Annotated in this window: 27 protein-coding genes; 10 read left to right on the forward strand and 17 right to left on the reverse strand. The window is 71.2% G+C overall.

All coding sequences use genetic code 11. From position 1 onward, the window contains the following. Positions 1–7: 7 nt before the first annotated feature. The 4 genes from WN71_RS33160 to WN71_RS33175 all read right to left on the reverse strand — a co-directional run bounded on the left by WN71_RS33160 (position 8) and on the right by WN71_RS33175 (position 2,195). The gene (locus WN71_RS33160) at positions 8–385 is read right to left on the reverse strand and encodes a hypothetical protein (protein WP_046582700.1); all 378 of its coding nucleotides are present in this window, start codon (positions 383–385) and stop codon (positions 8–10) included. After that, complete coding sequence (locus WN71_RS33165) at positions 385–663, reverse strand: hypothetical protein (protein ID WP_046582702.1); 279 nt, start codon at positions 661–663, stop codon at positions 385–387. The genes WN71_RS33160 and WN71_RS33165 overlap by 1 nt, the downstream gene beginning before the upstream one ends. 120 nt (positions 664–783) lie before the next feature. Further along, positions 784–999, reverse strand: a complete 216-nt coding sequence (locus WN71_RS33170; protein WP_046582705.1) for a hypothetical protein — start codon at positions 997–999, stop codon at positions 784–786. A 284-nt stretch (positions 1,000–1,283) separates the two neighbouring features. Beyond that, the gene (locus WN71_RS33175) at positions 1,284–2,195 is read right to left on the reverse strand and encodes an LLM class flavin-dependent oxidoreductase (protein WP_240529854.1); all 912 of its coding nucleotides are present in this window, start codon (positions 2,193–2,195) and stop codon (positions 1,284–1,286) included. Positions 2,196–2,379: 184 nt separating this feature from the next. Between WN71_RS33175 and WN71_RS33180 the strand changes: the two genes are divergently transcribed. Then, on the forward strand, positions 2,380–3,120 hold the full coding sequence (locus WN71_RS33180) for a hypothetical protein (protein ID WP_046582757.1): 741 nt from the start codon (positions 2,380–2,382) through the stop codon (positions 3,118–3,120). Positions 3,121–3,130: 10 nt separating this feature from the next. On the opposite strand, the gene WN71_RS33185 is transcribed toward WN71_RS33180, so the two are convergent. Then, positions 3,131–3,571 carry a VOC family protein gene (locus WN71_RS33185; RefSeq protein ID WP_046582706.1) on the reverse strand — a complete coding sequence of 147 codons (441 nt, stop codon included), beginning with the start codon at positions 3,569–3,571 and terminating at the stop codon, positions 3,131–3,133. A gap of 175 nt (positions 3,572–3,746) precedes the next feature. Here WN71_RS33185 and WN71_RS33190 point away from each other — a divergent pair, with 175 nt between their 5' ends. Together WN71_RS33190 and WN71_RS33195 are read left to right on the forward strand one after the other, a co-directional pair. Further along, positions 3,747–4,484, forward strand: a complete 738-nt coding sequence (locus WN71_RS33190) for a TetR/AcrR family transcriptional regulator (protein ID WP_063777670.1) — start codon at positions 3,747–3,749, stop codon at positions 4,482–4,484. An 82-nt stretch (positions 4,485–4,566) separates the two neighbouring features. Beyond that, positions 4,567–6,837: a serine/threonine-protein kinase gene (locus WN71_RS33195; protein WP_052742906.1), complete on the forward strand. Its 2,271-nt coding sequence runs from the start codon at positions 4,567–4,569 to the stop codon at positions 6,835–6,837. Between the two features lie 60 nt (positions 6,838–6,897). On the opposite strand, the gene WN71_RS33200 is transcribed toward WN71_RS33195, so the two are convergent. Further along, entirely contained in the window at positions 6,898–7,398 is a 501-nt protein-coding gene (locus WN71_RS33200) for a YcxB family protein (protein WP_052742907.1), read from the reverse strand. A 167-nt stretch (positions 7,399–7,565) separates the two neighbouring features. Here WN71_RS33200 and WN71_RS43005 point away from each other — a divergent pair, with 167 nt between their 5' ends. Further along, a complete protein-coding gene (locus tag WN71_RS43005; RefSeq protein WP_046582710.1) occupies positions 7,566–7,901 on the forward strand; it encodes a hypothetical protein in 336 nt (111 codons plus the stop codon). 199 nt (positions 7,902–8,100) lie between these two features. Here the strand turns inward: WN71_RS43005 and WN71_RS33210 are convergent, their stop codons facing one another. From WN71_RS33210 to WN71_RS33220, 3 genes are all read right to left on the reverse strand, one after another. Continuing rightward, positions 8,101–8,454 carry a VOC family protein gene (locus WN71_RS33210; protein ID WP_046582712.1) on the reverse strand — a complete coding sequence of 118 codons (354 nt, stop codon included), beginning with the start codon at positions 8,452–8,454 and terminating at the stop codon, positions 8,101–8,103. 82 nt (positions 8,455–8,536) lie between these two features. Next, positions 8,537–10,309 (reverse strand): sensor histidine kinase, encoded by a 1,773-nt coding sequence (locus WN71_RS33215; RefSeq protein WP_420856550.1) that lies wholly within the window; start codon positions 10,307–10,309, stop codon positions 8,537–8,539. Then, positions 10,306–10,968, reverse strand: coding sequence for a response regulator transcription factor (locus tag WN71_RS33220; protein WP_046582713.1), 663 nt, complete (start codon positions 10,966–10,968; stop codon positions 10,306–10,308). Before WN71_RS33220 ends, WN71_RS33215 begins: the two co-directional genes overlap by 4 nt. Before the next feature lie 145 nt (positions 10,969–11,113). On the opposite strand from WN71_RS33220, the gene WN71_RS42060 reads away from it, so the two are divergent. Continuing rightward, entirely contained in the window at positions 11,114–11,704 is a 591-nt protein-coding gene (locus tag WN71_RS42060; RefSeq protein WP_052742908.1) for a PepSY domain-containing protein, read from the forward strand. A gap of 254 nt (positions 11,705–11,958) precedes the next feature. Here WN71_RS42060 and WN71_RS33230 read toward each other — a convergent pair whose 3' ends face one another. After that, the gene (locus tag WN71_RS33230) at positions 11,959–13,356 is read right to left on the reverse strand and encodes an MFS transporter (RefSeq protein ID WP_046582717.1); all 1,398 of its coding nucleotides are present in this window, start codon (positions 13,354–13,356) and stop codon (positions 11,959–11,961) included. Between the two features lie 627 nt (positions 13,357–13,983). Between WN71_RS33230 and WN71_RS33235 the strand changes: the two genes are divergently transcribed. The 4 genes from WN71_RS33235 (at position 13,984) to WN71_RS33250 (ending at position 17,996) form a co-directional block, all read left to right on the forward strand. After that, positions 13,984–16,179, forward strand: a complete 2,196-nt coding sequence (locus WN71_RS33235; RefSeq protein ID WP_046582722.1) for a glycoside hydrolase domain-containing protein — start codon at positions 13,984–13,986, stop codon at positions 16,177–16,179. Further along, positions 16,157–16,513, forward strand: coding sequence for a hypothetical protein (locus WN71_RS33240; RefSeq protein ID WP_046582726.1), 357 nt, complete (start codon positions 16,157–16,159; stop codon positions 16,511–16,513). Before WN71_RS33235 ends, WN71_RS33240 begins: the two co-directional genes overlap by 23 nt. 73 nt (positions 16,514–16,586) lie before the next feature. Continuing rightward, positions 16,587–17,321, forward strand: a complete 735-nt coding sequence (locus WN71_RS33245; protein WP_046582727.1) for a M15 family metallopeptidase — start codon at positions 16,587–16,589, stop codon at positions 17,319–17,321. 93 nt (positions 17,322–17,414) lie between these two features. Further along, a complete protein-coding gene (locus WN71_RS33250) occupies positions 17,415–17,996 on the forward strand; it encodes a sugar O-acetyltransferase (RefSeq protein WP_046582729.1) in 582 nt (193 codons plus the stop codon). Positions 17,997–18,094: 98 nt separating this feature from the next. Here WN71_RS33250 and WN71_RS33255 read toward each other — a convergent pair whose 3' ends face one another. The 7 genes from WN71_RS33255 to WN71_RS33285 form a co-directional block, all read right to left on the reverse strand. Continuing rightward, positions 18,095–18,892, reverse strand: a complete 798-nt coding sequence (locus tag WN71_RS33255; RefSeq protein WP_046582731.1) for an enoyl-CoA hydratase/isomerase family protein — start codon at positions 18,890–18,892, stop codon at positions 18,095–18,097. Continuing rightward, positions 18,889–20,136 (reverse strand): cytochrome P450, encoded by a 1,248-nt coding sequence (locus WN71_RS33260; RefSeq protein ID WP_046582734.1) that lies wholly within the window; start codon positions 20,134–20,136, stop codon positions 18,889–18,891. Before WN71_RS33260 ends, WN71_RS33255 begins: the two co-directional genes overlap by 4 nt. Before the next feature lie 92 nt (positions 20,137–20,228). Beyond that, positions 20,229–21,590, reverse strand: coding sequence for a cytochrome P450 family protein (locus WN71_RS33265; RefSeq protein WP_046582735.1), 1,362 nt, complete (start codon positions 21,588–21,590; stop codon positions 20,229–20,231). Between the two features lie 10 nt (positions 21,591–21,600). Then, positions 21,601–22,161 carry a GTP-binding protein gene (locus WN71_RS33270; protein WP_046582737.1) on the reverse strand — a complete coding sequence of 187 codons (561 nt, stop codon included), beginning with the start codon at positions 22,159–22,161 and terminating at the stop codon, positions 21,601–21,603. Positions 22,162–22,164: 3 nt separating this feature from the next. Continuing rightward, entirely contained in the window at positions 22,165–22,575 is a 411-nt protein-coding gene (locus WN71_RS33275) for a DUF742 domain-containing protein (protein ID WP_046582739.1), read from the reverse strand. Next, positions 22,568–23,419 (reverse strand): roadblock/LC7 domain-containing protein, encoded by an 852-nt coding sequence (locus tag WN71_RS33280; protein ID WP_240529855.1) that lies wholly within the window; start codon positions 23,417–23,419, stop codon positions 22,568–22,570. Before WN71_RS33280 ends, WN71_RS33275 begins: the two co-directional genes overlap by 8 nt. Continuing rightward, complete coding sequence (locus WN71_RS33285; RefSeq protein WP_046582742.1) at positions 23,416–24,612, reverse strand: ATP-binding protein; 1,197 nt, start codon at positions 24,610–24,612, stop codon at positions 23,416–23,418. The genes WN71_RS33280 and WN71_RS33285 overlap by 4 nt, the downstream gene beginning before the upstream one ends. 520 nt (positions 24,613–25,132) lie before the next feature. On the opposite strand from WN71_RS33285, the gene WN71_RS33290 reads away from it, so the two are divergent. Beyond that, complete coding sequence (locus tag WN71_RS33290; protein WP_052742909.1) at positions 25,133–26,161, forward strand: serine hydrolase domain-containing protein; 1,029 nt, start codon at positions 25,133–25,135, stop codon at positions 26,159–26,161. Positions 26,162–26,267: the final 106 nt, after the last annotated feature.

A 26,267-nucleotide genomic window follows, 5' to 3' on the forward strand; every position in this document is an offset into this window, starting at 1 on the left:
TCTCCGGTCAGGCGGCTGTCGGCCAGCCGCGCAGCTGGGCGGCGATCCTCGCGGCGGTGCAGGCGGGATCGCGCAGCAGGTCGCGCAGGGCGACGGCTTCCTCCCGGCCGGGCTTGACCGGGAGCCCCGACGCCTCCAGGTACATCACGCCGGTCGCCGCCGCCACGGCCATGTTGGAACGCTCCAGCCATCGGCAGCGGCCGAGGATGTGCACCAGGGCGGCGGCGCGGGCGTAGGCGCCGTCGTAGACCGGCTGGTCCAGGAGTTCGGCCCGGTGTGCGGCGACCGCGGCCACCGGCACCCCGTAGTCGTCCGGGGCGGGATCCCCCGCCCCCGCGATCTCCGCGACCCGCAGGATCCAGGGGACGTCGATGTACAGGTCCATCAGGCGGCGTGCGCTCCCGGAGTGCGGTCGTGCGATCCGGGGGTACGGTCGTGCGCTCCGGGAGCGCGGTCGGCGTCCTCGGCTTCGTCGAAGACGTCCTGGTGCTCGGCGAGGAACCACGCGGCGGCGTCCAGTCCCCGCTGCCGCAGCCCCTCGGTGTCCTCCTGCACGAGGACGGCGATGTAGTCACCGAGGCTCAGCCCACGGTCCTTGGCACGGGCTTCCGCCAGTTGCTTGATCTCGCTGTCCACGCGCACGCCCAGCTGAGTCTTGGCCATACGGCCATGGTAACAGCTGTTACCACGTAGCCCCGGGCAAATCCCCCAGTCACCCGGGGGCGAGTCGCGCAGTCACGTGGGGGCGAGTGAGCCCGCCGGCACGGCTCGCCCGGACAGCCGTCAGCCCAGCTGCGCGCCCGGCGGGAGCGCCGGCGCGGCGGACGCACCATGCGCGCCGGACCACGCGCGCTCGGCCGCGACCGGAGCGGATACCCGCATGGGCGGCATCACTCGCTGGAGGTCCCTCGCGATCCGCTCGGCCTCACCGCGGACCTGCGCCGGCACATCACCGCGCTCCGCAATGAGCTGTCGATAGATCGGGGCTTCCTGGAACACGGGCGAGGCATCCTTCCGGTCGGCGCCTCACGCCGAACGCGGAGGCAGCCGCCGAGTGTACGTGGCCGCGCGGCACGCCCTCCACTTCAACGCCGGTCGCGAGCGGTCGGAGGGCTCCATCTCATGTTGCACGCCGGGAAGCGCGGCGCGCCCGGACGGCCGCACGCCCTCCGCGACCGGCCCGAGGTGCTGTCGTTCGGATCACCGGCGCGAGCGGACCGACCCGCAGCCACCCGCGGCCGACTCGGTGCCGCTGACGCCGGGGGACGACCGCGGAAGCACCGTCAGGCGCCGTTCTCGCGGACCGGGGTGACGATCTCGTCTACGAGCCGGCGCGCGGCCCCGCGCGGATACGGGCGGGGCAGCGCGAGCACGACGTGCCCGATGCCCGCGGCGGCGAGTGCCGTGACATGGGCGCGGCTGCCGGCCGGGTCGGCGTAGTCGACGATGATCTGCGCGGAGCGGGCGATCTCGGCCGGGTCGCGCCCGATGGCCGCGCAGTGCGCGTCCAGCACGCGGCCACGCTCGGCCGCCCAGGCGGCGCTGTTGTGGGGTGGTCCCGGCACGTTCCAGATGTCGGCGTGCTCGGCGACGATGCGCAGCGTCCGGTCGCCCCAGCCGCCGATCAGCAGCGGCGGACCGCCGGGCCGGACCGGGCCGGGGCCGTTGCGGGTGCCACGCAGGGTGGTGAACGGGCCGTCGTGGTCGAAGACTTCCTCGGTCCACATGCTGCGCAGGATGGTGATCGTCTCGGTGAGGCGGGCCAGCCCCTCGGCGGGACTCGGGAGCGGGAGACCGTAGGCGGCGTACTCGCTGACGGCCGGGTTGGGGCCGGCGGGCTGTCGGGTGCCTCCGACGCCCAGGCCCATGATCAGGCGCCCTTGGGAGATCACGTCCACGGTGGTGGCGATCTTTCCGAGGTGGGCGGGGGCGCGCGGCACGTTGCTGGTGACGAGCAGGCCGAGACGGAGCCGGCTGGTGCGGGCGGCCAGTGCGGCCAGCAGCGTCCAGCCCTCCAGTACGGCGCCGCCGGGTGGTCCGGCCAGCGGCATGAGGTGATCCCACAGCCAGGCGTCGGCGAGTTCGGGTAACTCGTCGGCCTCCTCCCAGACCCGGAGGATGTCGTCGTAGGCCAGGTGCATGGGCGTGGTCTTGATGCCGAAGCGCAGTGCGCGACGGGATGATGCGGTCATCATGACCATCACCATAGGCGATAGTCAGTGCTGCTGACCATCAGCTCAGCTGACAGCAAGTCGCCAGGACAGCGACGCAGGAACGCGGCGCAGGACAGCTGTGGTGGACGGCCGTCTGTGCGGCCGAATCCCGGGCGGAGCAAGCCGTACGCCGGTAGGGTGCGGAGCCCTACCGGAGATGCACGCCATGACTGCTCGACAGCCCCTCACCTACGACGCGTTCGTCGAACTCGCGACCGCCGATCCGGCCGTCGTAGGACTGGTCCTCAAGGGTTCCCAGGCCCACGACGGGATGGTCACCCCGCACTCCGATCACGACCTGTACGTGGTCGTGGACGACGCCGCCACGACCGCCCTCGTACGGTCGAAGGGTCACCGCAGCGCCGAACTGGACCTTGTCGTCCTCTCCCTCACCGAGTTCCGCGCGGCCGGGATGCCGGGTCCCGAGCGCTACGCCCTCGCCCGGGCCCGGATCGTGCTCGACCGGCTCGACGGAGGCATCGCCCGGATCCTCGCCGACAAGGCCCGCCTGGACGCCGCCGAGGCGGCCCGGGACGCCCGCAGTTGGCTCGACGCCTACGCCAACTCGCTCTACCGCTCACTCAAGAACCACCGGGACGGCCTGCCGCTCGCCGCCCGCCTGGACGCCGCCGACAGTGTCCGGTTCCTTTTCGAGCTGCTCTTCGCGCTCGACCGGCGCCCCCGCCCCTACAACAAGTACCTGGAGTGGGAGCTCGACCGGTACCCGCTTCCGGGCTGGGACGCGCGCTCGCTGCTCCGGTCCGTGGACCGCATCACCGCGACCGGCGACGTACTCCTGCAACGGCACCTGTTCAGCCTTGCCGAGACCGTCGCCCGACGGGCCGGACACGGCGACGTGCTGGACGCGTGGGGCGACGATCTGAACCTCATGCGACCACAGCGGTGAACGGCCCGCGTCAGCCGATCTGTTCGGCCAGAGCGACGATGATGCCCGCGGGGCCGCGGAGGTAGCAGAGCCGGAAGATGTTCTCGTACTGCGCCACCTCGCCGAGGAGTTCGGCGCCGTGGGCGCGCAGCCGGGCGACGGTGTCGTCGATGTCGTCGACGGCGAACATGACGCGGTGCAGGCCCAGCGTGTTGGGCGGAGGGTTCCGCGGCGCGGCGTCGGACACCGCGGGGGCGTGGAACTTGGTCAGCTCCAGCTTGCTGTGGCCGTCCGGGGTCCGCATCATCGCGATGTCGCTGCGGACTCCGTCGAGTCCGACGGTGCGGTCCGCGTAGAGGCCTTCGATCTGCGCCTTTCCGTCCAGCTCCATGCCGAGCTCGGTGAAGAAGGCGACGGCCGCGTCCAGGTCGTCGACGACGACGGCGACGTTGTCCATCCGCAGAAGGGTCATAGGTGCGAGCGTAACGACTCGACACACCATCGCGCGGGACCGGCCGTGCCGTGCCGTGACCACGGCCGTGCGGCCCACCCGCCTCCGCCGGGCTTCCCACCCGTGGGCGCCAACGGCACCCGCCCGCGCTCCGGCGGCCGTCGGCCCGGACGCCCGCCAGGCTAATCTGCGTGACGTGACGGCACCGCAGCGCAAACTACCCCGGGGCAGGAGCGCCCTGCCGGTCGACCAGGTGGAAGCGCTCCAGCGGGGGCGGGTGTACACGGCGATGGCGCAGGTGCTGGCCGAGCGGGGGTACGCCGCCGCCACCGTCGAGGACGTCATCCGGCGCGCGGGAGTGTCCCGGCAGACGTTCTACCGCTACTTCGACTCCAAGGCGGACTGCTTCGCCGCCGCCTACCAGGCCGCCGGGGAGAGCCTGCTGGCGCGGGTGCTGGAGCGGCTCGCCGCGTCGGGGAGCGGGCCAGGTGTCGACGGCGGCGCCGACGCGGCTGCCGGTACGGGCGGGGGCACCGCCGCCGACACTGCCGTGGACGGTCCGCTGCCGCGCTTCGAACGGCTGATCAGCGCCTACCTGAGCACCCTGGCCGCGGACTGGCCCACGGCCCGGCTGTGCCTGGTGGAGGCGTTCGCGGCCGGTCCCGGTGTGCTGCCGGTCCGGGCGCCGTTGTACGACACCGTGGTGGAGCTGGTCGCGGAGACCCTCGGGGTCGCAGACGCCGAGGGCCGGCTCGTCTGCCGGATGATCCTCGCGGCCACCACCGCGCTCGCGACCTCCGCCGTGGCCGATGGCGACCAGGCTCAACTCGACGCCGCCGGAATCGAGTTGAATGGCTATGTCCGCCGCCTCTGGGAGGGCGGCCTGCTCGGCCCCGCCCCCGACCGACCCCAGCGCCCACCCTCACACCCCTAACAGACATAGGCGTTCCTCTGATCGGGTGAAACGGCTATGCTGCGGGCGACGCCGACTGTCGGACCGAGCGCGGAGGCAGCGCATGCACGGCGCAACGGTGACGCCGGGGCTCTTACTGGACGACCGCTACGAACTCTCACGGTTGCTGGGGCGCGGCGGCATGGGCCAGGTGTGGGAGGGCAAGGACCTCCGCCTGAAACGGCCCGTCGCCGTGAAGATCCTGTCGCCCGCGGGCGTCCTCGAACCCCGCGACCTTGCCCTGTTCCGCCGCGAGGCGGAGATCGGCGCGATGCTGTCGCATCCGGGCATCACCACCGTCTTCGACCTGGGCAGCCCCTCCCGGGACGGTGGCACCCCCTGGTACCTGGTGATGGAACGGCTCGTCGGACACAGCCTGGACCGCGAAGTGAGGCTCCACCGCGACGGGTTGCCGTGGGAGCGGGTGGTCGACCTCGGCAGGCAGGTGGCGGACGCGCTCGCCGCGGCCCACACGCAGGGGGTGGTCCACCGCGACATCAAGCCCGCGAACCTGTTCCTTCAGCAATCCGGTGTGGTGAAGATCTGCGACTTCGGCATCTCCCGCCTGGCGAACGCCACTTCGCTGCTGACCGGGGTGGTCCAGGCCGCGGGGACGCTGCCCTACATGGCGCCGGAACAGTTCGCCACGCTGGCGGTCGACCATCGCAGCGATCTGTACGCCCTCGGCTGCGTCCTCCACGAACTCCTGGTCGGGGCACCGTGGGTGGACCCGAGGGCGGACTGGCCGGGCGCGATGTACCGGCACCACCAGGTCGCCCCGCCGTCATCGGCCGCCGCCCGGCCGGACATTCCCGAGGCGCTCGACCGGCTCGTGCTCGACCTTTTGGCCAAGGACCCGGCGGACCGCCCGTCGGACGCGTCGACGGTCACCGCACGGCTGCGGGACATCGCTCGGCAACCCGGACAGGGGCACGGCGCCGACCACCGCCGGGGACCCGGACTCGACGCCCGCACACGGCGGTTGACCGAGGCAGCCACGGCGTTCCGCGCCCTGCACGCCCGACGCGCCACGGAAACCGTCACGGTGCTCCGCACCTCCCAGGCCATGCACCCACCGACCGGCCCGAGCCAGGTGTCCACCCCGAGGAGGACCTCCGTGGAGCAACTGGTCGCCGGGCGATTCCGGCTTCTGCAGAAGCTGGGGTCCGGTGGGTACGGCGAGGTGTGGAGCGCGTACGACGAGCGTCTGCGGGTGGAAGTGGCCCTCAAGCAGGTGCGGGTGGACCCCTCGGCGGGAAACACCGAGCGCGACGCGGTTCTGGGGCAGGCGGAGGACGAGGCGCGGCACGCCGCCCGGCTGCGGGACCATCCGAACATCGTGACCGTCTTCGACGTGGTCGGCGACGGCGGAACACCGTGGCTGGTGATGCGGCTGGTCGAGGGACGGACGCTCGATCAGGAGATCCGGGAACGGGGCCCGTTGGGGCCGGTCATGGCCGCTCATGTCGCGGCCGGAGTCCTCGCCGCACTCGACGCGGCGCACGAGTCGGGCGTCCTGCACCGGGACGTGAAACCGGCCAACATCATGCTCGCCGAGGACGGAACGGTGCTGTTGACCGACTTCGGCATCGCCAAGGGGTCCACCACGACGACCCAGGCCGTCCTCGCCGGCACACTCCCCTACATGTCGCCGGAACGCCTCAACGGCAGGGACACACCAGCCGGGGACCTGTTCGCGCTGGGGGCCAGCCTCTACGAGGCGACGGAAGGCGTGTCGCCCTTCGCCCGCGCCACACCTACGGCGACCATGGCCGCGGTGGCACTGGAGGAACCCCCGCCACCGGCGAAGGCCGGGCGACTTCGGGGGCTCATCACGGCCCTGCTGGACAAGGACCCGGAGAGACGGCCGTCCGCGGCGAGCGCACTCGTCCTCCTCGCCAACGCGGAAGGCCCGCACAGGACACCACGACAGGAGCGGACGCCGGGCCGGTCCGTCGACGTCGCCGCGCGGCAGGCGACACCGGTCCGGACCGACGACATCGCCCCGCAGCAGCGGACACCGGTCCTGACTGGTGACGTCACCGCCTCGGCCGCGCCCGCCAAGTCGCGGATCGGAGAGGCGCTGGAAGTCGCGGTGTTCCTCGCGAAGGCATGCTTCTGGATCTTCGGAATCCTGGGGGTACTGATCGGTCTCTGCAGCAACCCCGCCGCCTTCGACGCCAGCGCCCCCAGCTGGTTCCCGATTCCGCTTCCGCACGGCACACGCGTGTCGAACGCCTTCAGCGGGCTGGTCCTCGTGGGTGGGACGGCGGCTGTCGTGACCGCGCTGCTGACCTTCTTCTGGGGCTTGTTGAGCACCGACCCGAAATCGTGACGTCGAGCAAGGCGCAAAGGCCTGGTGCCGGCAGGTCCACCGGCTCCGCACCTTCGCGCATCACACGACCGGGCCCAACCCCTTCTCCCCCAACAACGCGAGGAACGCAGCCGTCTGCCGTTCGTCCAGGGCCGCGACCGGCAGGCCCATCGCCATCTGCGGGGAGACGCGCAGCACCCAGAAGTCACCGACGCGCGAGACGCTCCGGAACGTCGTCCACGTCCGGGACGTGGACCGGTCCGGGCCATGGGTACGGTACTCCGTGTCCGTCATGGTGACGGTGACCTCCCGATCCCCCACCAGGTAAGGCGCCAGCTGCCTCCGGACGGACCGCTCGCGCAGCAGGAAGAATCCGGCGCCCCAGAGCATGAACACCACCCCGGCCGAAACAGAACCGCCTGCCTGGGCAATGCCTGCCACGCACACACCGGCGCCCAGGAGGACGAACCCGATACTGATCACAAGGCGCTGTACATACCCCCGCCGCGCACACGCACGGTACGAGCCGAGCACCGTGGCCGGCGTGCTGACGAAGGTGGTGACTATCGGTGTATCGGCCACGATGGCTCCCGTCCGAGCAGGCCAAGCCCTTGCTCGGGGCGACTCTAACGGCACCTCGCACACGCACCCACAGGCGGGCCGGTTGACGCCACTTGCTCGTCTCGTCTCGTCTGGTCTCTCAGGCACCTCGCCACGGCGGTGTCAGGCCCGTGCCGGAAGATGGGGACGTGGAACTCCCCTACGTCTACCGCGTCACCAAGTACGACCCCGCCGACCATGACCGGCACGGGCACTGCACCGGCACCGAGGACACCGTCAGCGATCACCGCGAGACCGAGGCGGCCTATCTGCTGGCCGTGCGGGCGTTCGCCGTGGAATCCGGCGTCGATCGCCTGCACGTCCGTGAGCCGCAGGTCCCGTCCCTCGCGCACTGCCCCTGTCCGGCGACATCGACACCATCCTGCGAGCCCTCCCCGCGGAAGGCCTCGTCGAGGGTGTCTGGCAGGACCGCGATGGTGACGTCCACAGCGTCATCGTCGACGAGACCGCGTTCCCGGAACTGACCGCCCGCCTGCGCGACGCCCGCGCCGCCGTGCTCCTGTCCGTGTACGTGGGTGAGAGTGTTCCGCTGAGCACGGCCGTCATGCCCGACGACGACGGGGTCCTACGGGCCCGTTGGAGGCCCGAACCGGCGCCCGGTGACCGTGACTGGGCCCTGAGCCAACCTGCGGGGGCGAGCCCGCCCACGGGGTGAGCGCTCGGTCAGGCCGGCTGCCACAGTTCGATCCGGTTGCCCTCGGGATCGCTGACCCAACCGAAGCGGCCGACCCCGTCCATCTCCTGTGTCTCCTCGGCGACGTCCGCTCCACCGGCGCGCAGTTGCGCGAGCATCGCATCGAGGTCACGGACCCGGAAGTTGAGCATGGTCTGCTGGGCGCGCGAGCCGAAGTAGTCGGTGCCGGAGTCGAAGGCCGCGAACACGGTCGGCCCCAGCTCCTGCTGCCACACACCGTGTTCATCGGCTCCCAGGCCCAAATGGTCCTGGTACCAGGCTTTCAGGGCCTCGGGATCCGTGGCCCGCACGAAGTAGCCGCCGATCCCCACCACACGCTCCATGCCGCCATCCTGCCAGGGTCCCGCCCTGACGCCGGTTCTTTCGGCCCGTGTCGTGCGACCGTGTCTCGGCGGAACCTGCCGGTCACCCCGGCGTGCGCCTCCGAGGGGGTACGGCCACCGCCGGAAGGCGCAGCGCGAAGAGGGCGCCCCCGGACGGCGCGTCGCTCACGGTGAGCGTCCCGCCGTGGCGCCGGGCGACGTCGCGGGCGATGGCCAGGCCCAACCCGGCGCCGCCGTCGTCACGGGCGCGGGCGTCGTCCAGCCGTACGAACCGCTCGAAGATCCGGTCGCGTTCGGCGACCGGCACGCCGTTGCCGTCGTCCGCGACCGTCAGGACGACCCGGCCGCCCCGACCCTCCACCCGCACCAAGACCTCCGTACGCGCGTGCCGTTGGGCGTTGTCCACGAGGTTGCCGATCACGCGACTCAACTGGCCGCGCGATCCCGCCACTTGGTGACCCGAGCCGTCGACTTCGACGGCGACCGGGGTACGGTCCGTGGCCCGGCGCCCGAGCTCCTCCCGGACCAGTTCACCCAGATCGACGTGGCCCGCACCGGGCCGCTCCCCCGCGTCGAGCCGGGCGAGCAGCAGCAGGTCGGCGGCGAGATGCTGGAGCCGTTCGGTGTCCTTGACCGCGCCCGGCACGTCCAGCAGTTGCGGATGCGCCGAGCCAACCTCCAGCTGGGTGCGCAACGAGGCGATGGGGCTGCGCAGTTCGTGGGAGGCGTCCGCGACGAAACGACGCTGCCGGTCCACGGCGGCCTCCAAGGCGGTGAGGGTCTCGTTCGTCGTCCGGGCCAGTCGGGCCACCTCGTCGTGCGAGGACGGTTCGGGTACGCGCCGGGAGAGGTCCTCGGAGGCGGTGATCGCCGCCATCTCCTGCCGGATGCCCTCCACCGGGGCCAGCGCGCGCCGGGTCACCAGCCAGGTCACTCCCCCGACCACGAGCAGGACCAGCGGCCCGCCGGCCAGCATCGCCACCGCGGCGCTGCGCACGGCGCCGTCGCGGGCCGCGAGGGAGGCGCCGGCGTGCACCAGCACCGTCCGGCCGCCGAGATCCGTCGCCTTGATGGTGGCGAACCGGTAGGGGGCGCCGCGACCGTCGATCACGGCCCGCCCGGAGCCCTCCAGGACGGTGTCACCGATCGTCCCGACCGCCGGGTCCTTCATCTCGGGCGTCGGGCTGGTGGTGGAGCCGTGGTCGTCCGCGCCGTGGTCGTCCGCGCCGTGATCGTCGGTGCCGTGGTCGTCCGAGCCGCGGGCGGTCGAACCGCCCGCGTCGGAGGCGCCGTCGTCGCTGCCGCGGCCCTTGCCCCGGCCGCGGCCGCCGCCGCTGTGGTCGTCCGCCGTCGCCTGGCCGAGCCGGGTCGCGGAGACCGGCGTGGCACTCGCCCCAGTCGCCGTCGCCGTCGCCATCGACGTCGCCGTCGCCGTCGCCGTCGAAGAAGTGGACGGGGAAGGGGAGTTGGACGGAGACGAGGACGGGGACCGTGATGGGGTGGCGGCCGAGGCGGCGGTCCGTGGCACGCGTACGGCCGTCACGCCGGTGCCGCTGATGCTCTCCAGCCCCGCGCCGACGGCCAGCAGGCGCCCGTCCTCGTCCGTCACCTGGACCGGAACGCCCTCGCGCGCGCCTTCCGGCAGCGTCAGCCGCGCGTCACCACCGCGCCAGGTGGCGACGCCGAGAGCGATCCTGCGGGCCGTGTCGTTGGCCTCGTTCTGCGCCTGCCCGGTGAGGTTGGTCCTGAGGGACATCAGCACCGCGATCCCGGCGGCCACCAGCGCGAGGGTCACGACGGCGGTGGCCCACACGACCATCGTGGCCTTCACCGAACCGAACAGCCGCCTCCTCACGCGGTCACCATCCGGTACCCGGCGCCGCGAACGGTCTGGATCGTGTCCGTGCCGAGTTTGCGGCGCAGCGTGCTGACGTACACCTCGACGATGTTGGGATCGCCGTCGTAGGCGAAGTCCCAGACGTGTTCCAGGATCTCCGGCTTGCCGACCACCTGTCCGGCCCGTGTCACGAGCTGTTCCAGCACGGCGAACTCCTTCGCGGTGAGCGTCACTTCGCTCTCGCCCCGGCACACCCGGCGCGTGGCCGTGTCGACGACGAGCCCGCCCACGCGCCAGACGGGTGACGCGCCGGCCGAGCCCCTTCGGCGCAGCAGCGCCTTGACTCGTGCCACCAGCACGACGTACGAGAACGGCTTCGTGAGGTAGTCGTCGGCGCCCGTGTCCAGGCCCTCGGCCTCGTCGTACTCGCCGTCCTTGGCCGTGAGCATCAGGATCGGCACCTCGTTGCCGGCCGCGCGCAGGGCGGCGCACACGCGATAGCCGTTCAGGCCCGGCAGCATGATGTCGAGCACCACCAGATCGTGGACGCCCTCGGATGCCAGGCGCAGGCCCTCGTTGCCGTCGTGGACGACGTCCACGGCGAAGCCCTCGGCCCGCAGGCCCCTGGCCAGCGAGAGCGCGAGCCGCTTCTCGTCCTCCACGATCAACAAGCGCATGGGCTCAGCCTCCCAGAACGAACCTGAAGCGATCTTCAGGTGGCTTCAGGTCCGCTTCAGCATCCCCCCGGCACATTGGCGTCACCCAACAGGTCCGACACAGATTCGACACAGGCCGGCGATCGTCCGGCCGGGGAGGCTCGACATGAAGCGCACCGCTTCCATCAGCACCGTTCTGGTGGCCGCCGTACTCATCGGCGGCACCGGCTACTCGGCGCTCGCGACCGCCGACACGGACCGGCACGGCAGCGGTCCCGAGGACCGGCCGTCCGCCACGGCTTCGGCGGCGCCCACGGCGTCACCGTCGTCGCCCTCGCCGTCCTCGTCCTCGTCCTCGGCTTCTCTTACGGCCGCGCAGGCGGCGGCCGCCGCGCGGAAGCCGTACCCGGGCACCGTGACCGAGGTCGAACGCGGCGGCGACCACCCGGGTTACTGGGAGGTCCACATCACCGGCGCCGACCACGTCCGCCGCGAAGTGCTCGTCGACATCCGCACGGGCGCGGTCCACCTGGACCGGCACGGCGACGACGACCGCCTGGAGGCGGGGGACGACCGCGGTGGTTCGACGGACGCCGTCGACGACCGCACGAGCGACGACCACGGAGTCCACGCCGGCGACGACCACCCGAAGGCAACGGACGACCACCCCGGCGACGACGGCGGACACGACCGCGGCCAGGACCGGACCCAGGACCGGGACCGCAACCGCGGCGGCCACGCCGACGACGACCACTGACCTGACCGACCACTGACCCGACAGGATGGTGTCGAGGCGACGAAGCCACATGTCGTATCCGGCCGATCTCGTTCGTGGACAGGGCAGGGGGCGACGCACGGTCGCCCCCTCTGGTCAACTCCGCTCACAGCGAAGCCCGACACCCCCGGCCATCGGCGCCACCCAGAACCCCCGCCGAGCGCGCCCACCTCACCCGGCGGCGTGACGGCCTCCCGCCCGCCGACGCCGCCGGTGCGCTGCCCGGACCTTCGCCGTCAGTGGCTGTCCGGCGCCGCCGCGGCGGGCAGCAGCGGCAGGCACGCCAGACAGACGACCACGATGGCCAGCACTGCGACGAGGCTCGCGGTGACGGCTTCACCGGGCCCGTCACCGGCCGTATGCGCGAGATAGAGCGTCGAGATCAACGCCGAGCCCGCGGAGTTGGCGAGTTGCTGTACGGCGTTGAGGGTGCCGGAGGCGCTGCCCGCCTGTTCGGGGGTGACGTCTCCGAGGGTGACGGCGAACACGGAGCCGAAGCAGCAGCCCATGCCGAGTCCGCAGACGAACAGGGGCAGGGTCAGGAGCCAGTACCTGGCCGGCTCGCCGTGCACGGTCAGCAGGAACGCCAGGGCTCCTGCCCCGACGAGGGTGAGGCCGGTGGCGACCAGCCGCCGCCCCAGGGACTCGATCAGGCCGCGGGCGGTGAAGGAGGCGACGATGATTCCCAGGGACATCGGTGCCATGGCCCCGGCCGTGGCGAGCGCCCCGAGTCCCCGTCCCTCCTGGAGGTAGAGCGAGGTGACGTAGAGCAGGCCCGCCGTCGCGGCGAAGAAGACCGACCCCACCACCAGACCGGCGACGAAGCTGCGGCTTCGGAACAGGGCGCGGGCGAGGAGCGGGTCGGGGTGGTGCGTCTGGTGCACGGCGAAGGCGGCCAGCACGACGGCGCCGATGCCGATCAGCCCGATGTCGCGGACGCCCCAGTGGCCGTTGCCCCCGCTGATCAATCCGCCGAGGACGGCGAGGAGTCCGAGCATCAGGAGGATCGACGGCAGTGGTGCGACGGCCGCTTCCCGGGATGCCGGCCGACGCGGCAGGATGCGGCCCGCCACGGCGAGCAGCGCGGCGCCGAGGACGGCGTTGACGAGGAAGACGGATCGCCAGCCCAGGCCCCAGGGGTCGGCGCGCAGGAGGAGGCCGGCCAGCACCGGGCCGCTGATGGAACTGGCGCCCATCAGCGGTCCGAACAGGCCGAAGACCTTGCCCAGTTCATCGCGGGGGAAGGCGGCGAGAACGATGCTGAAGCCCTGCGGGATCAGCAGGGCTCCGAAGGCGCCCTGGGTGACGCGGGCCGAGACGATGGTGATCGCGCCGGTGGCCATGGCGCAGCCGAGGGAGGCCGCGGTGAAGCCGAGCAGGCCGATGAGGAAGATCCGTCGGGTTCCGTAGCGGTCCCCGAGGCGGGCTCCCAGCACCAGGGCGGAGCCGAGGGCCAGGGCGTAGGCGGCCCCGAGCCAGGGGGCGAGGTCCGCGGGTGCGTGCAGGTCGTGGACGATCGAGGGTGCGGCGATGTTGGTGATCGTCGTGCTGAGCAGGTCCAGGACGTCGGCGACGAGCACGGTCGCGAAGATCCACCAGCGGATCAGAGGTCGTGGACAGGTGTTTTCGGGCATGCCGGTTGGCTCTCTGTCTTCGAGAGAACGTGACGAGCCCACTGGCTCGTCGTGCCGGCCGGAGATCCCGACGGACCCCGCGGGGTCCTGCACCTTACGGGGGGCAGCCTAACCCGAACGCCCGCCGAGGCGCCAACACGCCCTCACCACTCGGTGGCAAAAACCGAGAGCCGGCGGTCGCGCATCCGCGCTCTCGCGCCTTTTCGACGCCGGTCACATTCCCCCTTCTCCCGGATGCGGTCGAACCCGTCACCGCGACACGGAACGCGCGATACCGAACACGGAAAGGCACATCAATTCCGGCCGGGACAAGTAGTTTTCAGGACTCCGCGGCCGACTGAATGTAAAGGGCAAGCAAAGGTTCGAGGGGTCGCCCGGACGCGATCCGACATCACCCCACCGGCAACAGAACACCAGGTCGTCGGCGCTGCGGCGACAGATGCGACGACCCCGTCGCCTCCCGTGCGAGTGAAGAAAAATCAGGACATCGAGAGGCGGATTCACGATCCTCATCCTCTTTTCATCTTCGGACGGCGCAAAGGCGTGGACCCGCTGGTAATTTCCCTTCGCTGTGCGGGAATTACCGAACCCGCACCCCAACTTCACATCTTCAAGGGGGACTTGCCTGTGGCCGACGAAATGGTGCTGGCGGCACAGCGATTCATCAACGAAACCTATGCGGGCGTCAGCGGCATACCGCAGGTCACGGAGAACGGGCAGACCGGGTGGCCCACCATGTATGCGCTGACCCGCTGTCTCCAGTACGAGTTGGGCATCACCGCGCTGTCGGACACGTTCGGTCCGACAACGCTGTCAACCCTCACCTCCCGCTGGCCCTCCATCAACGCCGCCACCGCTCCCTCCGCCAACGTCGTGCGCATCATCCAGTCCGGGCTCTACTGCAAGGGCTATGACGGCGGCGGCATCGACGGCGTCTACAGCGACCGGGTCTCCGCCAGCGTGGAGCAGTTGAAGGCGAACGCGGGCGTCGACAGCGTCTACGCGGGCGACGCCATGGTGCCCAAGCTGTTCAAGGCGCTGCTGAACATGGACGCGTACGTCACCATCAGCGGCGGCAGCGACACGGTCCGCTCGATCCAGCAGTGGATGAACTCCCGCTACATCGGCCGCTCCGACTTCTTCGTCATCCCCTGTGACGGCTACTTCTCCAGGGATGTGCAGAAGGCGCTGATGTTCGCCATCCAGTACACGATCGGGCTGGCGGACGGTGTGGCCAACGGCGTCTTCGGCCCGGCCACGCAGGCCGGCATCAAGGCGAACACGCTGTCCGTGGGTTCGACGGGCACCTGGGTGCAGCTGTTCTCGGCCGCGATGGTGTTCAACCAGCGTTCCGGGGTCTCCTTCACCAGCACGTTCGACGACTCCCTCGCCTCCGCCGTGCGGGTCTTCCAGGACTTCGTGAAGATTTCGGTGACCGGTAAGGGCGACTTCCAGACCTGGGCCTCGCTGCTGGTCTCCACCGGCGACCCGAGCCGCCAGGGCACCGCCCTCGACTGCGTCACCAGCATCACCGCGAACATGGCGGCGGGCCTGAAGTCGCTCGGCTACGACACGGTCGGACGGTATCTGTGCAACGTCGCCGGCACGGACCTGAACAAGATGATCCAGCCGGGTGAACTGGACATCGTGATGGGAGCGGGTATCCGCGTCTTCCCCATCTACCAGACCTACGGCGGTCAGGCGAGCTACTTCACCTACAACCAGGGCAAGTACGACGCGCTGTCGGCGATCGAGTGGGCCCGCTACCACGGTTTCAAGGACGGCACCCGGATCTACTTCGCGGTGGACTACGACGCGCTGGACTACGAGGTCACCGACAACATCCTTCCGCACTTCCACGGCGTCCACGACACGCTGACGGAGAACTCGAACTACACGGTCGGCGTGTACGGCCCGCGCAACATCTGCTCGCGGGTGAGCGCCGCGGGGTACGCGGGCACGAGCTTCGTCTCCGACATGTCCACCGGCTTCTCCGGCAACCTCGGTTACCCCATGCCGGAGAACTGGGCGTTCGACCAGATCGCCACCACCACCGTGGGGCTGGGCACCGAATGGCTGGAGCTGGACAACGACATCGCCTCGGGCCGCGACACGGGGCAGTCGAGCAGGAATCCCGGCACCGCGGTCGACTACCCGGACGTCGCCTTCGACACGGACCAGCGCGACGCGATGCTCGCCGACGTCCAGGAGTACCTGACGAGCATCGGCGTCCCGGAGAGCGGCGGTTCCAGCATCTTCGACGACGACGAGGCCACCGAGTTCGCCAACACCACCACCGAGGCCTTCGACGTGGTGGTCCAGGCCGACTGGCTGTTCACCGCGCTGGCTCGCACACTGGGCCTCCGCAAGGCGCTCATCCAGGCCCCGGTGCTGTGGGAGATCCGCAAGTACAACGCGTTGGACCTGGCGGCGGACGCGGCCGTGGAGGCCGGCCTCAAGGACGACTCCACCACCGGACTCGGCCAGATCTACGCGTGGGTGGCGATCGACGCCCGCAACTACTGCATGCAGCAGGGAATCATCAACGGCACGCAGCTCGACCCGGACGACGACCTGCAGTCCGTCTGGCAGAGCCTGCACGACGACCCGGTCTACAACATCACCACCGCCGCCTACCTGACCCTCTACAACGCCTACCAGCTGGGCGACGCGCGCCCCACGACCGACATCGGCGAGGCGGAGACCCAGGCCCTGCTGGCCCGCTACAACGGAACCGGCGATGCGGCACAGGCGTACGGCCAGAGCCTCATCGGCCTGTACCGGACCCTGGAGAAGTACTATGCGCCGCAGCGCGGTCAGTGACACGTCCTCGTCCCTGCGGGGCTGGGCGGTCTGCGCGGCCGTCAATCTCCTGCTGGGCTGCGTCGGCGCCGTTCCGTTCGGGCTCACCGCCACGTTTCTGCTCGTCCATCCGCTGGCGGGGCTCGGCCTGATGTCCCGGGACCCGACGGACAACGACGGCGTCATGCCGTGGCTGATCGTGCTCACGGTGCTGCTGGGTCTCTTCGCGGCGCTCTGGATCCCCGCCAACCTCTTGGTCCGCCGGACCCGCGGCGCGGCGCTGAAGCACTACTGGCTCGTGAGTACGGCCCTCGTCCTCCTGCCCACCGTCCTGTACGGCCTGGCAGAGCTGTGACCACCGGGCGCCGACGACACACCCCCGACAGCCCTCCGCCCCTGCGATCCTTCCGAAGAAACGGATCACCTTCATGACGACAACACGACGAGTATTCCTGCGTGCGGCGGCCGGGGTCACGCTCGCGGCCGGCGCGGGCATCACGCTCGCCTCCCCCGCGGCGGCGCAGCAGTCCGTGCGCAACCCGACCGACCCGACCGGATCCCACATGGCCAAGGTCGAGGCGGCCGCGGCGAAGGTGCAGCCGGGCACCAGATCGCCCAACGGCTGGCTCGTCAACACGGCCGCCAACCAGGGTGGTTCGGTGTGGACGCGGCCGGTGGCCGGCACCGGCTTCGGGGTGGACGTGGCCATCGGCCCGGCCGAGACCGTCCTGGTCCACGTGATCCGCCGGTTCCACTACGAGATCGACACCCTGCGCCCCGGCGACGTGGTCGGCTTCCGCACACCGGGCAGCGTCAAGCACGGTGACCACGAGGAGAACCACGCGTCGGGCACCGCCGTCGACATCCGTCCCGGCTCGTACCCGCGCGGCGTGAAGGGGGGTTTCCTGGCGTACGAGGTCGCGGTGATCCGGGACATCCTCGCCGAGTGCGAGGGCGTGGTCCGCTGGGGCGGCGACTTCACGGTCCCGGACGAGTCCCACTTCGAGATCGTCACCGCCCCGGGGGACTCGCGGCTGCGCGCCCTCGACAAGAAGCTCCGCCGCTGGAACAGCACGCCCGGCCAGGGCGCGGGCGTGATCCGCGATCCCCAGGACAAGAAGCGCCTGGCGGCGGCGGAGAAGGTGGAGCGCCGGCAGTCCTGAGCACCGCTCGGCGGCCCGGCGGTCCGGGACCGCCGGGCACCGGACGGGTGCCTGAGCGCGATGCCCGTACGCCGACCGGGTAGACAGGAACCCATGCCGACCGACTACTTCGCCCAGGACCCGCGCACCAACCTTCAGCGCATGGAGGCGGGCGACCTCTACATCGCCGACGATCCCGAGATGGGCCGGCGCCAGCAGCGTGCCGTGCGGCTGGCCACCCGTTACCAGGCCGCCTACGCCGAGGACGCCGACGCCGCGCGGCCGCTCCTGCGCGAACTGCTGGGCTTCCTCGGCGAGCAGGCGCACCTGCGGCCGCCGTTGTACGTCGACTACGGCAGCAACATCAGCATCGGGGCGCGCACCTTCGTCAACCACAACCTCACGGCACTGGACGTCGCCGCCATCACGATCGGTGAGGACTGCCAGATCGGTCCGGGCGTGCAGCTGCTCACGCCGACCCATCCGCTGGAGCCGCAGCCGCGGCGCGACAAGCTAGAAGCGGCCCGCCCGATCGTCATCGGCGACAACGTGTGGATCGGCGGCGGCGCCATCGTGCTGCCCGGGGTCCGCGTCGGCGACAACTCGGTCATCGGCGCGGGCGCCGTCGTCACCAAGGACGTCCCCGCGAACGTCGTGGCCGTCGGCAATCCCGCCCGGGTGGTGCGGAGTCTGTAGGTCACCCGGGGGCCGGGCCGGAGCCTGACGCGGCACGGCCGGGGTGCCCGTCCGCGTGGACGGGGACCCCGGCCGGATGTCCGGCACCGCCGGCGGTGCTACGGGACCCTTGGCGCCTGACCCTGGGCAGCGGGCAGGAGTTGGGCGGTCAGGAGGTGGGCGTCCAGCAGGGAGGGATCGGCCGTGCGGTCGGCGCGGGCGTAGCCGGCGAGCATGCGCTTGGTGAGCACGAGGGCCTCCGGGGAGCGCCGGAGCAGAGGCCTGGTCCAGGCCGCGACGGTGCGGTCCAGTTGGTCGAGCGGCGCGACTTCGTGGAGGATGCCGAGCCGCTGGGCGGTGGCCGCGTCGAAGATGCCGCAGGTGAGCATGAGTTCGCGGATTCTCGCCGCGCCGGCTTCGGAGACGAGCCGGCCCATGGCTCCGCCCCAGGCGGGCGGGAGGCCGAGGCCCACCTCGGGCATCCGGAAGCGGCAGGTGTCGGCCCCGGCGCGCAGGTCGCAGTAGGCGGCGAGGGCCAGTCCGGCGCCGATCACCTTGCCGTGCAGGCGTGCGATGGTGACGGCGTGCGTGGTCTCCAGTGCCTGGCACAGCCGTTGGGCCTTGTCGACGATGCGCCGCAGCGCGCCGCCCGTGGGGTCCATGGCGAGGGCGGCCTGGTACTCGCTGCGGTCCGCGCCCAGACAGAAGTCCTCGCCGAGGGAGGAGAGGACGAGGACGCGGACGTCGGGGCGGTCGTGGAGGTCGTCGAGGAGTGCGAGCAGGGCGTCGACGGCGGCGATGCCGAGGGTGTCGTCCTGGCGCGCGGGGTTGAGGTGGACGCGCAGGACGGGACCGTCCTGCTCGGCGTGTATCGCGCCGGGCAGGACGGTCCGCGAGGGGGCGGGGGAAGGGTTCATGCGAGGGCGAGGTCCAGGTTCAGCAGGCGCCTGAACGCCACGCGCGGCGCCATGGCGGGTCGGCGTACGAGGGTGAGCTGCGGCAGGCGGTGGACGAGTTGGCGCAGCAGCGTCTGCGCCTCGAGGCGGGCGAGGGGGGCGCCGAGGCAGTAGTGGATGCCTCCGCTGAAGGCGAGGTGCGCGGCTTTGCGGTGGGGGTCGAAGCGGTCGGGGTCGGCGTGTTTGGCGGGGTCGCGGTGGGCCGCGCCGATCATGAGGTGGACCATGTCGTCCGCGCCGACGTCCAGGCCCTCCAGCGTGCAGTCGGCCGCGGCCACCCGGCTGATGACGTGGGAGGGAGGATCGAAGCGCAGGGTCTCCTCCACGAACGCGGGTATGAGGTCCGGCCGGCCCGCGATCAGGTTCCAGTGGTCGGGGTGGTCGACGAGCTGGAGCGTCATGGTCGAGAGCAGGGTCGCGGTGGTCTCCAGGGCGGCCAGGAGGACGAACAGGGCGAGGAAGTAGACGGCTTCGTCGGCCTTGTCCTGGTCGGGTTCCATCGCGTCCCACGTGGTGATCCATCGGGAGACCGGATCTTCCCGAAGGTGTCTTCGGCGCTCGCGTACCAGTTCTATGAAATAGCTGCGCAGTTCGGCCATCGCGATGTCCGAGCGCGCCAACTGGCTCGCGTTGGGCAGCAGTTCCTGGGTGAAGACCTGGTCGTGGGTCAGTTCGCGCAGCCGTGCCCAGTCGGCCCGGGGCAGGCCGAGCCAGTCGCCGATGGTGGCGATGGGCAGTTGTTCACCGACCAGGGCCGCGAAGTCCGCCTCCCCTTCTCGCAGTTGGTCGGAGAACGAACCGAGCAATTGTTCGACGATCTGCTCGACCGTCTGCCCGATCTGCTGGATGGTGCCGCGGTCGAAGCTGCCCGCGGCTCTGCGGACGCGGGTGTGCTCCGGCGGGTTGAGGGCCGGCAGGGTCCTGCTGATCTCACGGGCGGAAGGGGCGCTCCAACGGGTGCGAGGGCCCTGCTTCTCCCGCCATCGGGCGTCCGGCTCCAGCCAGTTGGCGCTGCGCAGGATGCGGTCGCAGAGGTCGAAATCGGTCACGAGTAATCCGCCCCAGGGCGCGGGGACGACTCCGCCCCGCGACCGGAGTTCCGCGTAGATCGGGAAGGGATCCTGTTGTCCCTCCGCCGTACGCAGACGGGAGAAGAGGGAGAGAGCGGCCCTGCGGTCGGTGGACGGAGTGGCTACGTGGCCCACGATGACGGCTCCTTTCTGATCACAGCCGTCATCCGTACCCTTTGAATGGTTGAACCATCCAATAACGCATAGTCCTGGTGACGTTACCTGCGTCACTCTCCCCTGGTCCATGCCAGGAAGCGGCTGAACAGCCCTCCCTTGGGCTGCGGCTTCGGCGCCGTGGCCCCGGGCCAGGGTGTGGCGGCCGAAGCGGCGGCGGGGGCGTGCGCGGCGGGGGCGCCCGGCTGCGCGGCGGCCGGCCGCACCGAGCGCGGGGTGAACCGGACGGGCACGGCGGCCAGGGAGCGGCTCCACGGCGCCGGCACCCAGTCGAGGTCCTTGAAGGCGAGGTGCATCTCGATGTCGGGCAGCCGGTTGAGCAGGGCCTCCACGGCACTGACCGCGATCATGAACGCCGGGTCCTTGGCCGGGCAGGCGTGCGGGCCCGCGCCGAAGGCCAAGTGCGCCTTGGAGCTGAGCTGTTCCCGGTGCTCCGACAGCTTGGGGTCGGTGTTGGCGGCGGCGAAGGAGATGAGTACCGGGTCGTTGGCCCGCAGCACCCGGTCGCCGAGTTCGACGTCGTGGGTCGGGTAGTGGGCGGCGTAGTTGGCGATCGGCGCGTAGTTCCACAGCGTCTGCAGGACGGCGTCCTCGACCGGCAGGTTGGCCGGCCAGTCGCCGTTGATGTACAGCGCGGTGCTGGTGCCGATGGCGGCCGCGAGCGGAGCGGTCCCGCCCGACAGCAGCGTCACCAGCTGGTGCAGCACCTCCTCGTCGGTGAGGTTCGCGGAGTGCTGCATCAGACGCGTCGTCAGGTCCTCGCCGGGGCGGCGGTGCTTGAGGGCGATGAGCTCGGCCAGCGCCCCGCCGAGGGTGACGTCGGCGCCCGGAGTGCCCGCGAAGATGCCGGTGATGCCGGTGATGACCCGGTCGCCGATGTCCGGCGGGCAGCCGAAGAGATCGCTGAAGACCAGCAGGGGCAGGGGCATGGCGTAGTCGGCCATCAGCTCCGCCTCGCCGCGCACGTCCGAACTGAACCGGCTGATCAGGTAGTCGGCGGACTGCTGGGTCTGCCGCACCAGCTGGAGTTCGTTGACGGTGGCCAGGCTGTCGGTGACCGCCTGCCGCAGCCGGGCGTGCGCGGCGCCGTCGCTGAACAGCGCGTTGGGCCGGTAGCCCATCATCGGCAGGGCGGGGCTGTCCGCGGGCACGCGGCCCTCGTTCAGGGCGTTCCAGCGCCGCGCGTCCCGCACGAAGGTGACGGGGTTCTGCAGGATGTGCAGGCTTGCGTCGTAGCTGGTGACGAGTTCGACCTCGACGCCCGGGGCGATGTCGACCGGGGCGCTGGGTCCCTTGGCCCGCAGGTGCGCGTAGTGGCCCTCGGGGTCGGAGCCGAACTCGGGCCCGTACAGCTGGACGTTCTGGTGTGCGGGGCAGCCGGCCGGTATGCCGGCGGTGTCGGGCTGGTGCTGCATGCCGTGGCTCCTAGCCGAGGGTGGTCATGAGGTGCTGTACGAGCGTGATGAGGGCCTGGGCGGAGGACTGCTGGTCGCGCACGTCGCAGGCCACGACGGGGGTCTCGGCGGCCAGGTTCAGCGCCTCGCGCACCTCGTCGAGGGGGTAGTCGGTGGTGCCGTCGAAGCGGTTGACGCCGATGGCGTACGTCAGCCCGAAGCGCTCGACCAGGTCCAGGATGGAGAAGCTCTCCTGGAGCCGTTCGGGGTCGACGAGGACCAGCGCGCCGAGCGCCCCGCGCGACAGGCTCTCCCACATCTCCTTGAACCGCTCCTGCCCGGGGGTTCCGAACAGGTACAGCACCAGGCTCTCGCTGAGGGTCAGCCGGCCGAAGTCCATGGCCACGGTGGTGGTGACCTTGTCGGGGGTCCTGGAGAGGTCGTCGAAGCCCTCGCTGGCCTCGGTGATCTCTTCCTCGGTCTGCAACGGCTCGATCTCGGAGATGCTGCCGATGCAAGTGGTCTTTCCGACTCCGAAGTGGCCCACTATGAGGATCTTCACTGCGTGGGAGACGTCTGGATCCAGGTACACGGGCTACGCTCCGAATCGGGTTTTCAGGCCATCGAGCACCGCGCTGAGCAGTTCGCGGTCGGGACGTTCGGCGCTCGGAACCGGGTTCCTGACGACGAGCAGGTCGCTCTCCTCCATCTGCGCCAGGAGGATGCGTACGACACCCAGGGGCAGGTGCGTGTATCCCGCCACCTCGGCCACGGAGAGATAGCCGTCGGCGACCAGGTCCAGCACGGAGCGGGCCTCAGGGCTGAGCTGACGGGCGGCGTGCGCGTCCTTCTTGGCGGTCACGAGGGTGGTGTGCGAGAACTGGTGCGCCGGCGGCAGCGCCCGCCCCTTCGTGATCACGAACAGAGGAACTAAATCGCCGGTGAGCTCGAGATCCAGATCCACCTCGTCGGGCGTCACCGGTTCCTGATCCGCCTCGTCACGCATCGCCGCCTCCCTGTCCCCGGGCGGCCGCGCCGTCCGGTACCAACGAGGGCACCACGTCGTGCAGGCGCGTGGTGAACTCCTCGATGTCGCAGTCGTGTTCGGCGGCCGCGGCCAGCAGGGCGCCCTCGCCCGCGGCGATCAGGAAGATCCAGCCGTGCTGGAACTCGATGACCGTCTGCCGCCACTCGGCCCGCTCGGAAGCGCCCATGAACTGCGAAGTGGCCCGGCTGTAGGCGTGGATGCCGGTCATGGCCGCGGAGATGGTGTCCGCCAGATCCCTGCCGACCCCCGAACTCGCCCCGCGGGGCAGCCCCTCGGCCCCCAGCAGCAACGCGTGCCGGGCGCCCGGTACTTCGGCGACCACCCGGTCGAGGTCGGCGAGGACGAACCCGCGGCCGGCCGGCATCTCCTCCCGGCGGCCGTCGCCGCCCGCGGCCCCGGCCCCTTCCGGAGGGCTGACCCGCGGCGGGGAGGTGAGGTTGTCGCCGAGCCGGGCGACGAGCCGGTGCATGCGGAAGGAGATCTGCTGCATGTCCACCTCGGGCTCGGCGGCGGCGGCCAGATAGGCCCCCTGCCCGGCTCCGATGAGGAAGACCCAGCCCTGCGCGAACTCGATGATCGTCTGGTTCCACTGCCGGTCCTCGGCCGGACCCGCGAAGTGGGCCGTGGCCCGGCTCAGCGACTGCATCCCGGCCATGGCCACGGAGATCGTGCGCGCGCTGCGGTCGGTGAGGCCGTCGGTGGCTCCGCGGGGGATGCCGTCCGCGGACAGCAGGACGGCGTGCAGCGCCTTGGGGACGTTCTGGACGATGTCCGTCAGCATCCACGACAGATCTGTGCTCATGCGTCTTCGGCCCCTTCGGGCGAGGGAGCGTCGAGGTCGCGGCCGGAGAGGGTGCCCCGCTGCAGCGCGCCCAGGCTGCTGCCGGAGGAGCGCCTGATGGGCCGCGGCGCCGCGGGGGCCACGGGCTCGGCCGTGGCCCCCGCGGGGCTCGGCACACCGGCGATCGGCGCCTGGCGCGAGCCACGCTTGGGCAGCCCGTGGGTGGTGCGCGAGGCGGCCCGGGCCTGGCCCTCGCCCCGGTGGATGCTGATGGGCGCGTCGCCCTCCTCGGCGGGCGGCGGCGTTTCCTCCACGGTCCACAGCTCCTCGGGCAGCAGAACGACGGCGCGCACACCGCCGTAGCGGGAGACGCCGGTGACGTCCACGCGGAATCCGTACTGGCCGGCGATCAACCCGATGACGGGGAAGCCGAACTTCGGCTGGTTGCCCAGCTGCGACAGCTGCGGGACCGAGTCGCCGGACAGCAGCGCGGTCGCCTTCTGCCGGTCCTCGTCGTTCATGCCGACGCCCGCGTCGTCGATGACGATGCACAGGTTGTTCTGCACCCGCTGGAACGTGACCTCGATGGGCGCGTCGTGCTGCGAGAAGCTGGCCGCGTTGTCGAGGAGTTCGGCGACCGCCAGGGCGACGGGCGCGACCGCCGTCGCCTTCAGCGCGATACCGCTCTGCTGCATGATCTCGATCCGCTGGAAGTTGCGGATCTGGCCCTGCGCGCTGCGCACCACGTCGTAGACGCTGGCGGGCTTGTTGCGACGGCCGACCGGCGCGCCGCACATGACCGCGATGCCCTGCGCCTTGCGCGCCATCTGCGCGTTGGCGTGGTGCACTTCGAGCAGGTCGGACAGGACCGAGTGGCCGCCGTACCTGCGCTGGATGTCGTCCAGGAGTGTGGTCTGCTCGGCCGCGAGGCTCTGGAGGAAGCGGGCGGCGCCCTTCAGAACGGCCTTGGTGCTCTCCTCCGACGTACGCTCCGCCTCGCTGATGACGGACTGCTGCGCATTCTTGAACTGCTGGAGTTCGGCGTGAGAGACACTCAGTTGACTTTGCAGGGCGCCCAGTTGCTCGTTGAGTGCGGCCTCGGAACGGCGCTTGTTCACTCCCAGGGCTCTGGTGCGCCGAATCAGTACGACGACCGTGGCGACGGCTATCACCGCAATCGCAACCAAGCACCACACCAGCACGTCTTGACTCATGGAAACCCTTCTCGGTGCGTGGTTGCAGAAGGCGACCGGTCCACCACTGTGCGTGGATCGCGGCACGGCCACCAGGACTGCGTGACCGCTGCCTCACGACGAGCGTGCCGACCCGAGAGCGCTCGGCCCGACAAAGTGGATCAAGGTCGCGAACGCGGGAATGCTATCACCGCACAAGTGTGCAGATGTCACCCTGGGTACTCCGGCAGCACGAGCAACACAGCACCCTCACAAGCACCTTGACAGGCAGTCGGATGCCGGACGCCGTCGCGGAAGGTCCCGCTCCCCTCTTCGGCGTGAACGCAGGGTGAACCGGCCGCAGGAGCCGGGGCCATCTTCCGGAGCGGCTCCCTCCACCGGCACCTGCGGCTTCGCGGCCCACCGCGCGGCCCGCTCGCCCGGCACATCGCGGGGATCCGTATACACGGAGCGGCGGGCCCACGGCGCGGCTGCGCCCGTCGGCCGTCCCACCCCGCCACGCTGGGAGCAGCGATCACCACGCAACCCCGGAGGCACCCCCGTGACGCCGTTCACCACCGACGACCTGGCCCGCTTCACCGACACGCTGAACGGCGTCATCACCGACGGCGCCACCCCCGGCGGCGTCATCGTCTGCGGAACCCTCGACGAGGAGCCCCACGTCCTGACGGCGGGCGTCATCTCCGAGGAGACCGGCCCCCTCCCGCCGAACGGGCGCACGCTCTACGACATCGCGTCGCTGACGAAGGTCGTCGCCACCTGGCCGCTGATCGGCTCGGCCCTGTCCGACGGACTGCTGGAGCTGGACGCGCCCGTGCGCGAGGCCCTGCCGCCCTTCGCCGGGGAGGCCCCCAGCGGCGAGGCGACCGTCCGTCAGCTCCTCAGCCACACCAGCGGCCTGCGCGCCTCGACCCGCCTGGACCACTACCGGGGCGCCGACGCGCCCCTGCACGAACTGCTGTGCCGCGAGCCCGTGGACCGGGCGCCCGGCACACACCAGTACATCAACCGCGGCTACATCCTGCTGGGCCTGGTCCTCACCCACCTGCGGGGCCGGCCGCTCGACGTCCTCACCCACGACCTGTGGCGGGCGGCCGGCATGGACGACACCCTGTACGGGCCGGTCGGCCGCGGCCCCCGCGTGGCCCCGACCGAGCAGCGCATCCCCGGAACCCCGCGGATCTGGGGAGCGGCCCACGACGACAACGCCGCGCTGCTCGGCGGCATCGCGGGCCACGCCGGGGCCTTCTCCACCGCGGCCGACCTGGCCGCCTACGCGCGCCGCCTGCTGCGCGGTCACCGCGACGGCGACCCGCTCGGCCAGTGGCTGCGCACGAGCCTCGTGCCGCAGGTACCCATGGAACCGGGGCTCGGACGCGGCCTCGGCTGGATCGTCGCGGCCGACGGCGCGGTGGCGTACCACCACGGATGGACCGGCACGAGCCTGTACGTAGCCCCCGCCAACGGCCGCTACATCGCCGTCGCGACCAACGCGGTGTACTGCGGAGCCGCCCGGACGCGCATCGCTCCGCTGCGGGAACTGGCGCTCAAGACGCTCTGCACGTCGTGAGGCGCGGCCGGGCCTTGCCGGCGGGCGCGCCGACAGAATGCGTCGGCGGGGCGGGCGGCGTGATCGGCGGGCGCACTGGAGGGATCGCCGTCGACGACGCCCTCGC

This window comes from Streptomyces mangrovisoli (genome assembly GCF_000974985.2).
In the GTDB taxonomy this organism is placed as follows: Bacteria; Actinomycetota; Actinomycetes; order Streptomycetales; family Streptomycetaceae; genus Streptomyces; species Streptomyces mangrovisoli.

Bases quoted from the DNA above. Each gene is read 5' to 3' on its own strand.
- WN71_RS33160 (WP_046582700.1), bottom strand. From the start codon at position 385: ATGGACCTGTACATCGACGTCCCCTGGATCCTGCGGGTCGCGGAGATC.
- WN71_RS33165 (WP_046582702.1), bottom strand. From the start codon at position 663: ATGGCCAAGACTCAGCTGGGCGTGCGCGTGGACAGCGAGATCAAGCAA.
- WN71_RS33175 (WP_240529854.1), bottom strand. From the start codon at position 2,195: ATGATGACCGCATCATCCCGTCGCGCACTGCGCTTCGGCATCAAGACC.
- WN71_RS33180 (WP_046582757.1), top strand. From the start codon at position 2,380: ATGACTGCTCGACAGCCCCTCACCTACGACGCGTTCGTCGAACTCGCG.
- WN71_RS33185 (WP_046582706.1), bottom strand. From the start codon at position 3,571: ATGACCCTTCTGCGGATGGACAACGTCGCCGTCGTCGTCGACGACCTG.
- WN71_RS33195 (WP_052742906.1), top strand. From the start codon at position 4,567: ATGCACGGCGCAACGGTGACGCCGGGGCTCTTACTGGACGACCGCTAC.
- WN71_RS33210 (WP_046582712.1), bottom strand. From the start codon at position 8,454: ATGGAGCGTGTGGTGGGGATCGGCGGCTACTTCGTGCGGGCCACGGAT.
- WN71_RS33220 (WP_046582713.1), bottom strand. From the start codon at position 10,968: ATGCGCTTGTTGATCGTGGAGGACGAGAAGCGGCTCGCGCTCTCGCTG.
- WN71_RS42060 (WP_052742908.1), top strand. From the start codon at position 11,114: ATGAAGCGCACCGCTTCCATCAGCACCGTTCTGGTGGCCGCCGTACTC.
- WN71_RS33230 (WP_046582717.1), bottom strand. From the start codon at position 13,356: ATGCCCGAAAACACCTGTCCACGACCTCTGATCCGCTGGTGGATCTTC.
- WN71_RS33240 (WP_046582726.1), top strand. From the start codon at position 16,157: ATGCGCCGCAGCGCGGTCAGTGACACGTCCTCGTCCCTGCGGGGCTGG.
- WN71_RS33245 (WP_046582727.1), top strand. From the start codon at position 16,587: ATGACGACAACACGACGAGTATTCCTGCGTGCGGCGGCCGGGGTCACG.
- WN71_RS33250 (WP_046582729.1), top strand. From the start codon at position 17,415: ATGCCGACCGACTACTTCGCCCAGGACCCGCGCACCAACCTTCAGCGC.
- WN71_RS33255 (WP_046582731.1), bottom strand. From the start codon at position 18,892: ATGAACCCTTCCCCCGCCCCCTCGCGGACCGTCCTGCCCGGCGCGATA.
- WN71_RS33265 (WP_046582735.1), bottom strand. From the start codon at position 21,590: ATGCAGCACCAGCCCGACACCGCCGGCATACCGGCCGGCTGCCCCGCA.
- WN71_RS33275 (WP_046582739.1), bottom strand. From the start codon at position 22,575: ATGCGTGACGAGGCGGATCAGGAACCGGTGACGCCCGACGAGGTGGAT.
- WN71_RS33280 (WP_240529855.1), bottom strand. From the start codon at position 23,419: ATGAGCACAGATCTGTCGTGGATGCTGACGGACATCGTCCAGAACGTC.
- WN71_RS33285 (WP_046582742.1), bottom strand. From the start codon at position 24,612: ATGAGTCAAGACGTGCTGGTGTGGTGCTTGGTTGCGATTGCGGTGATA.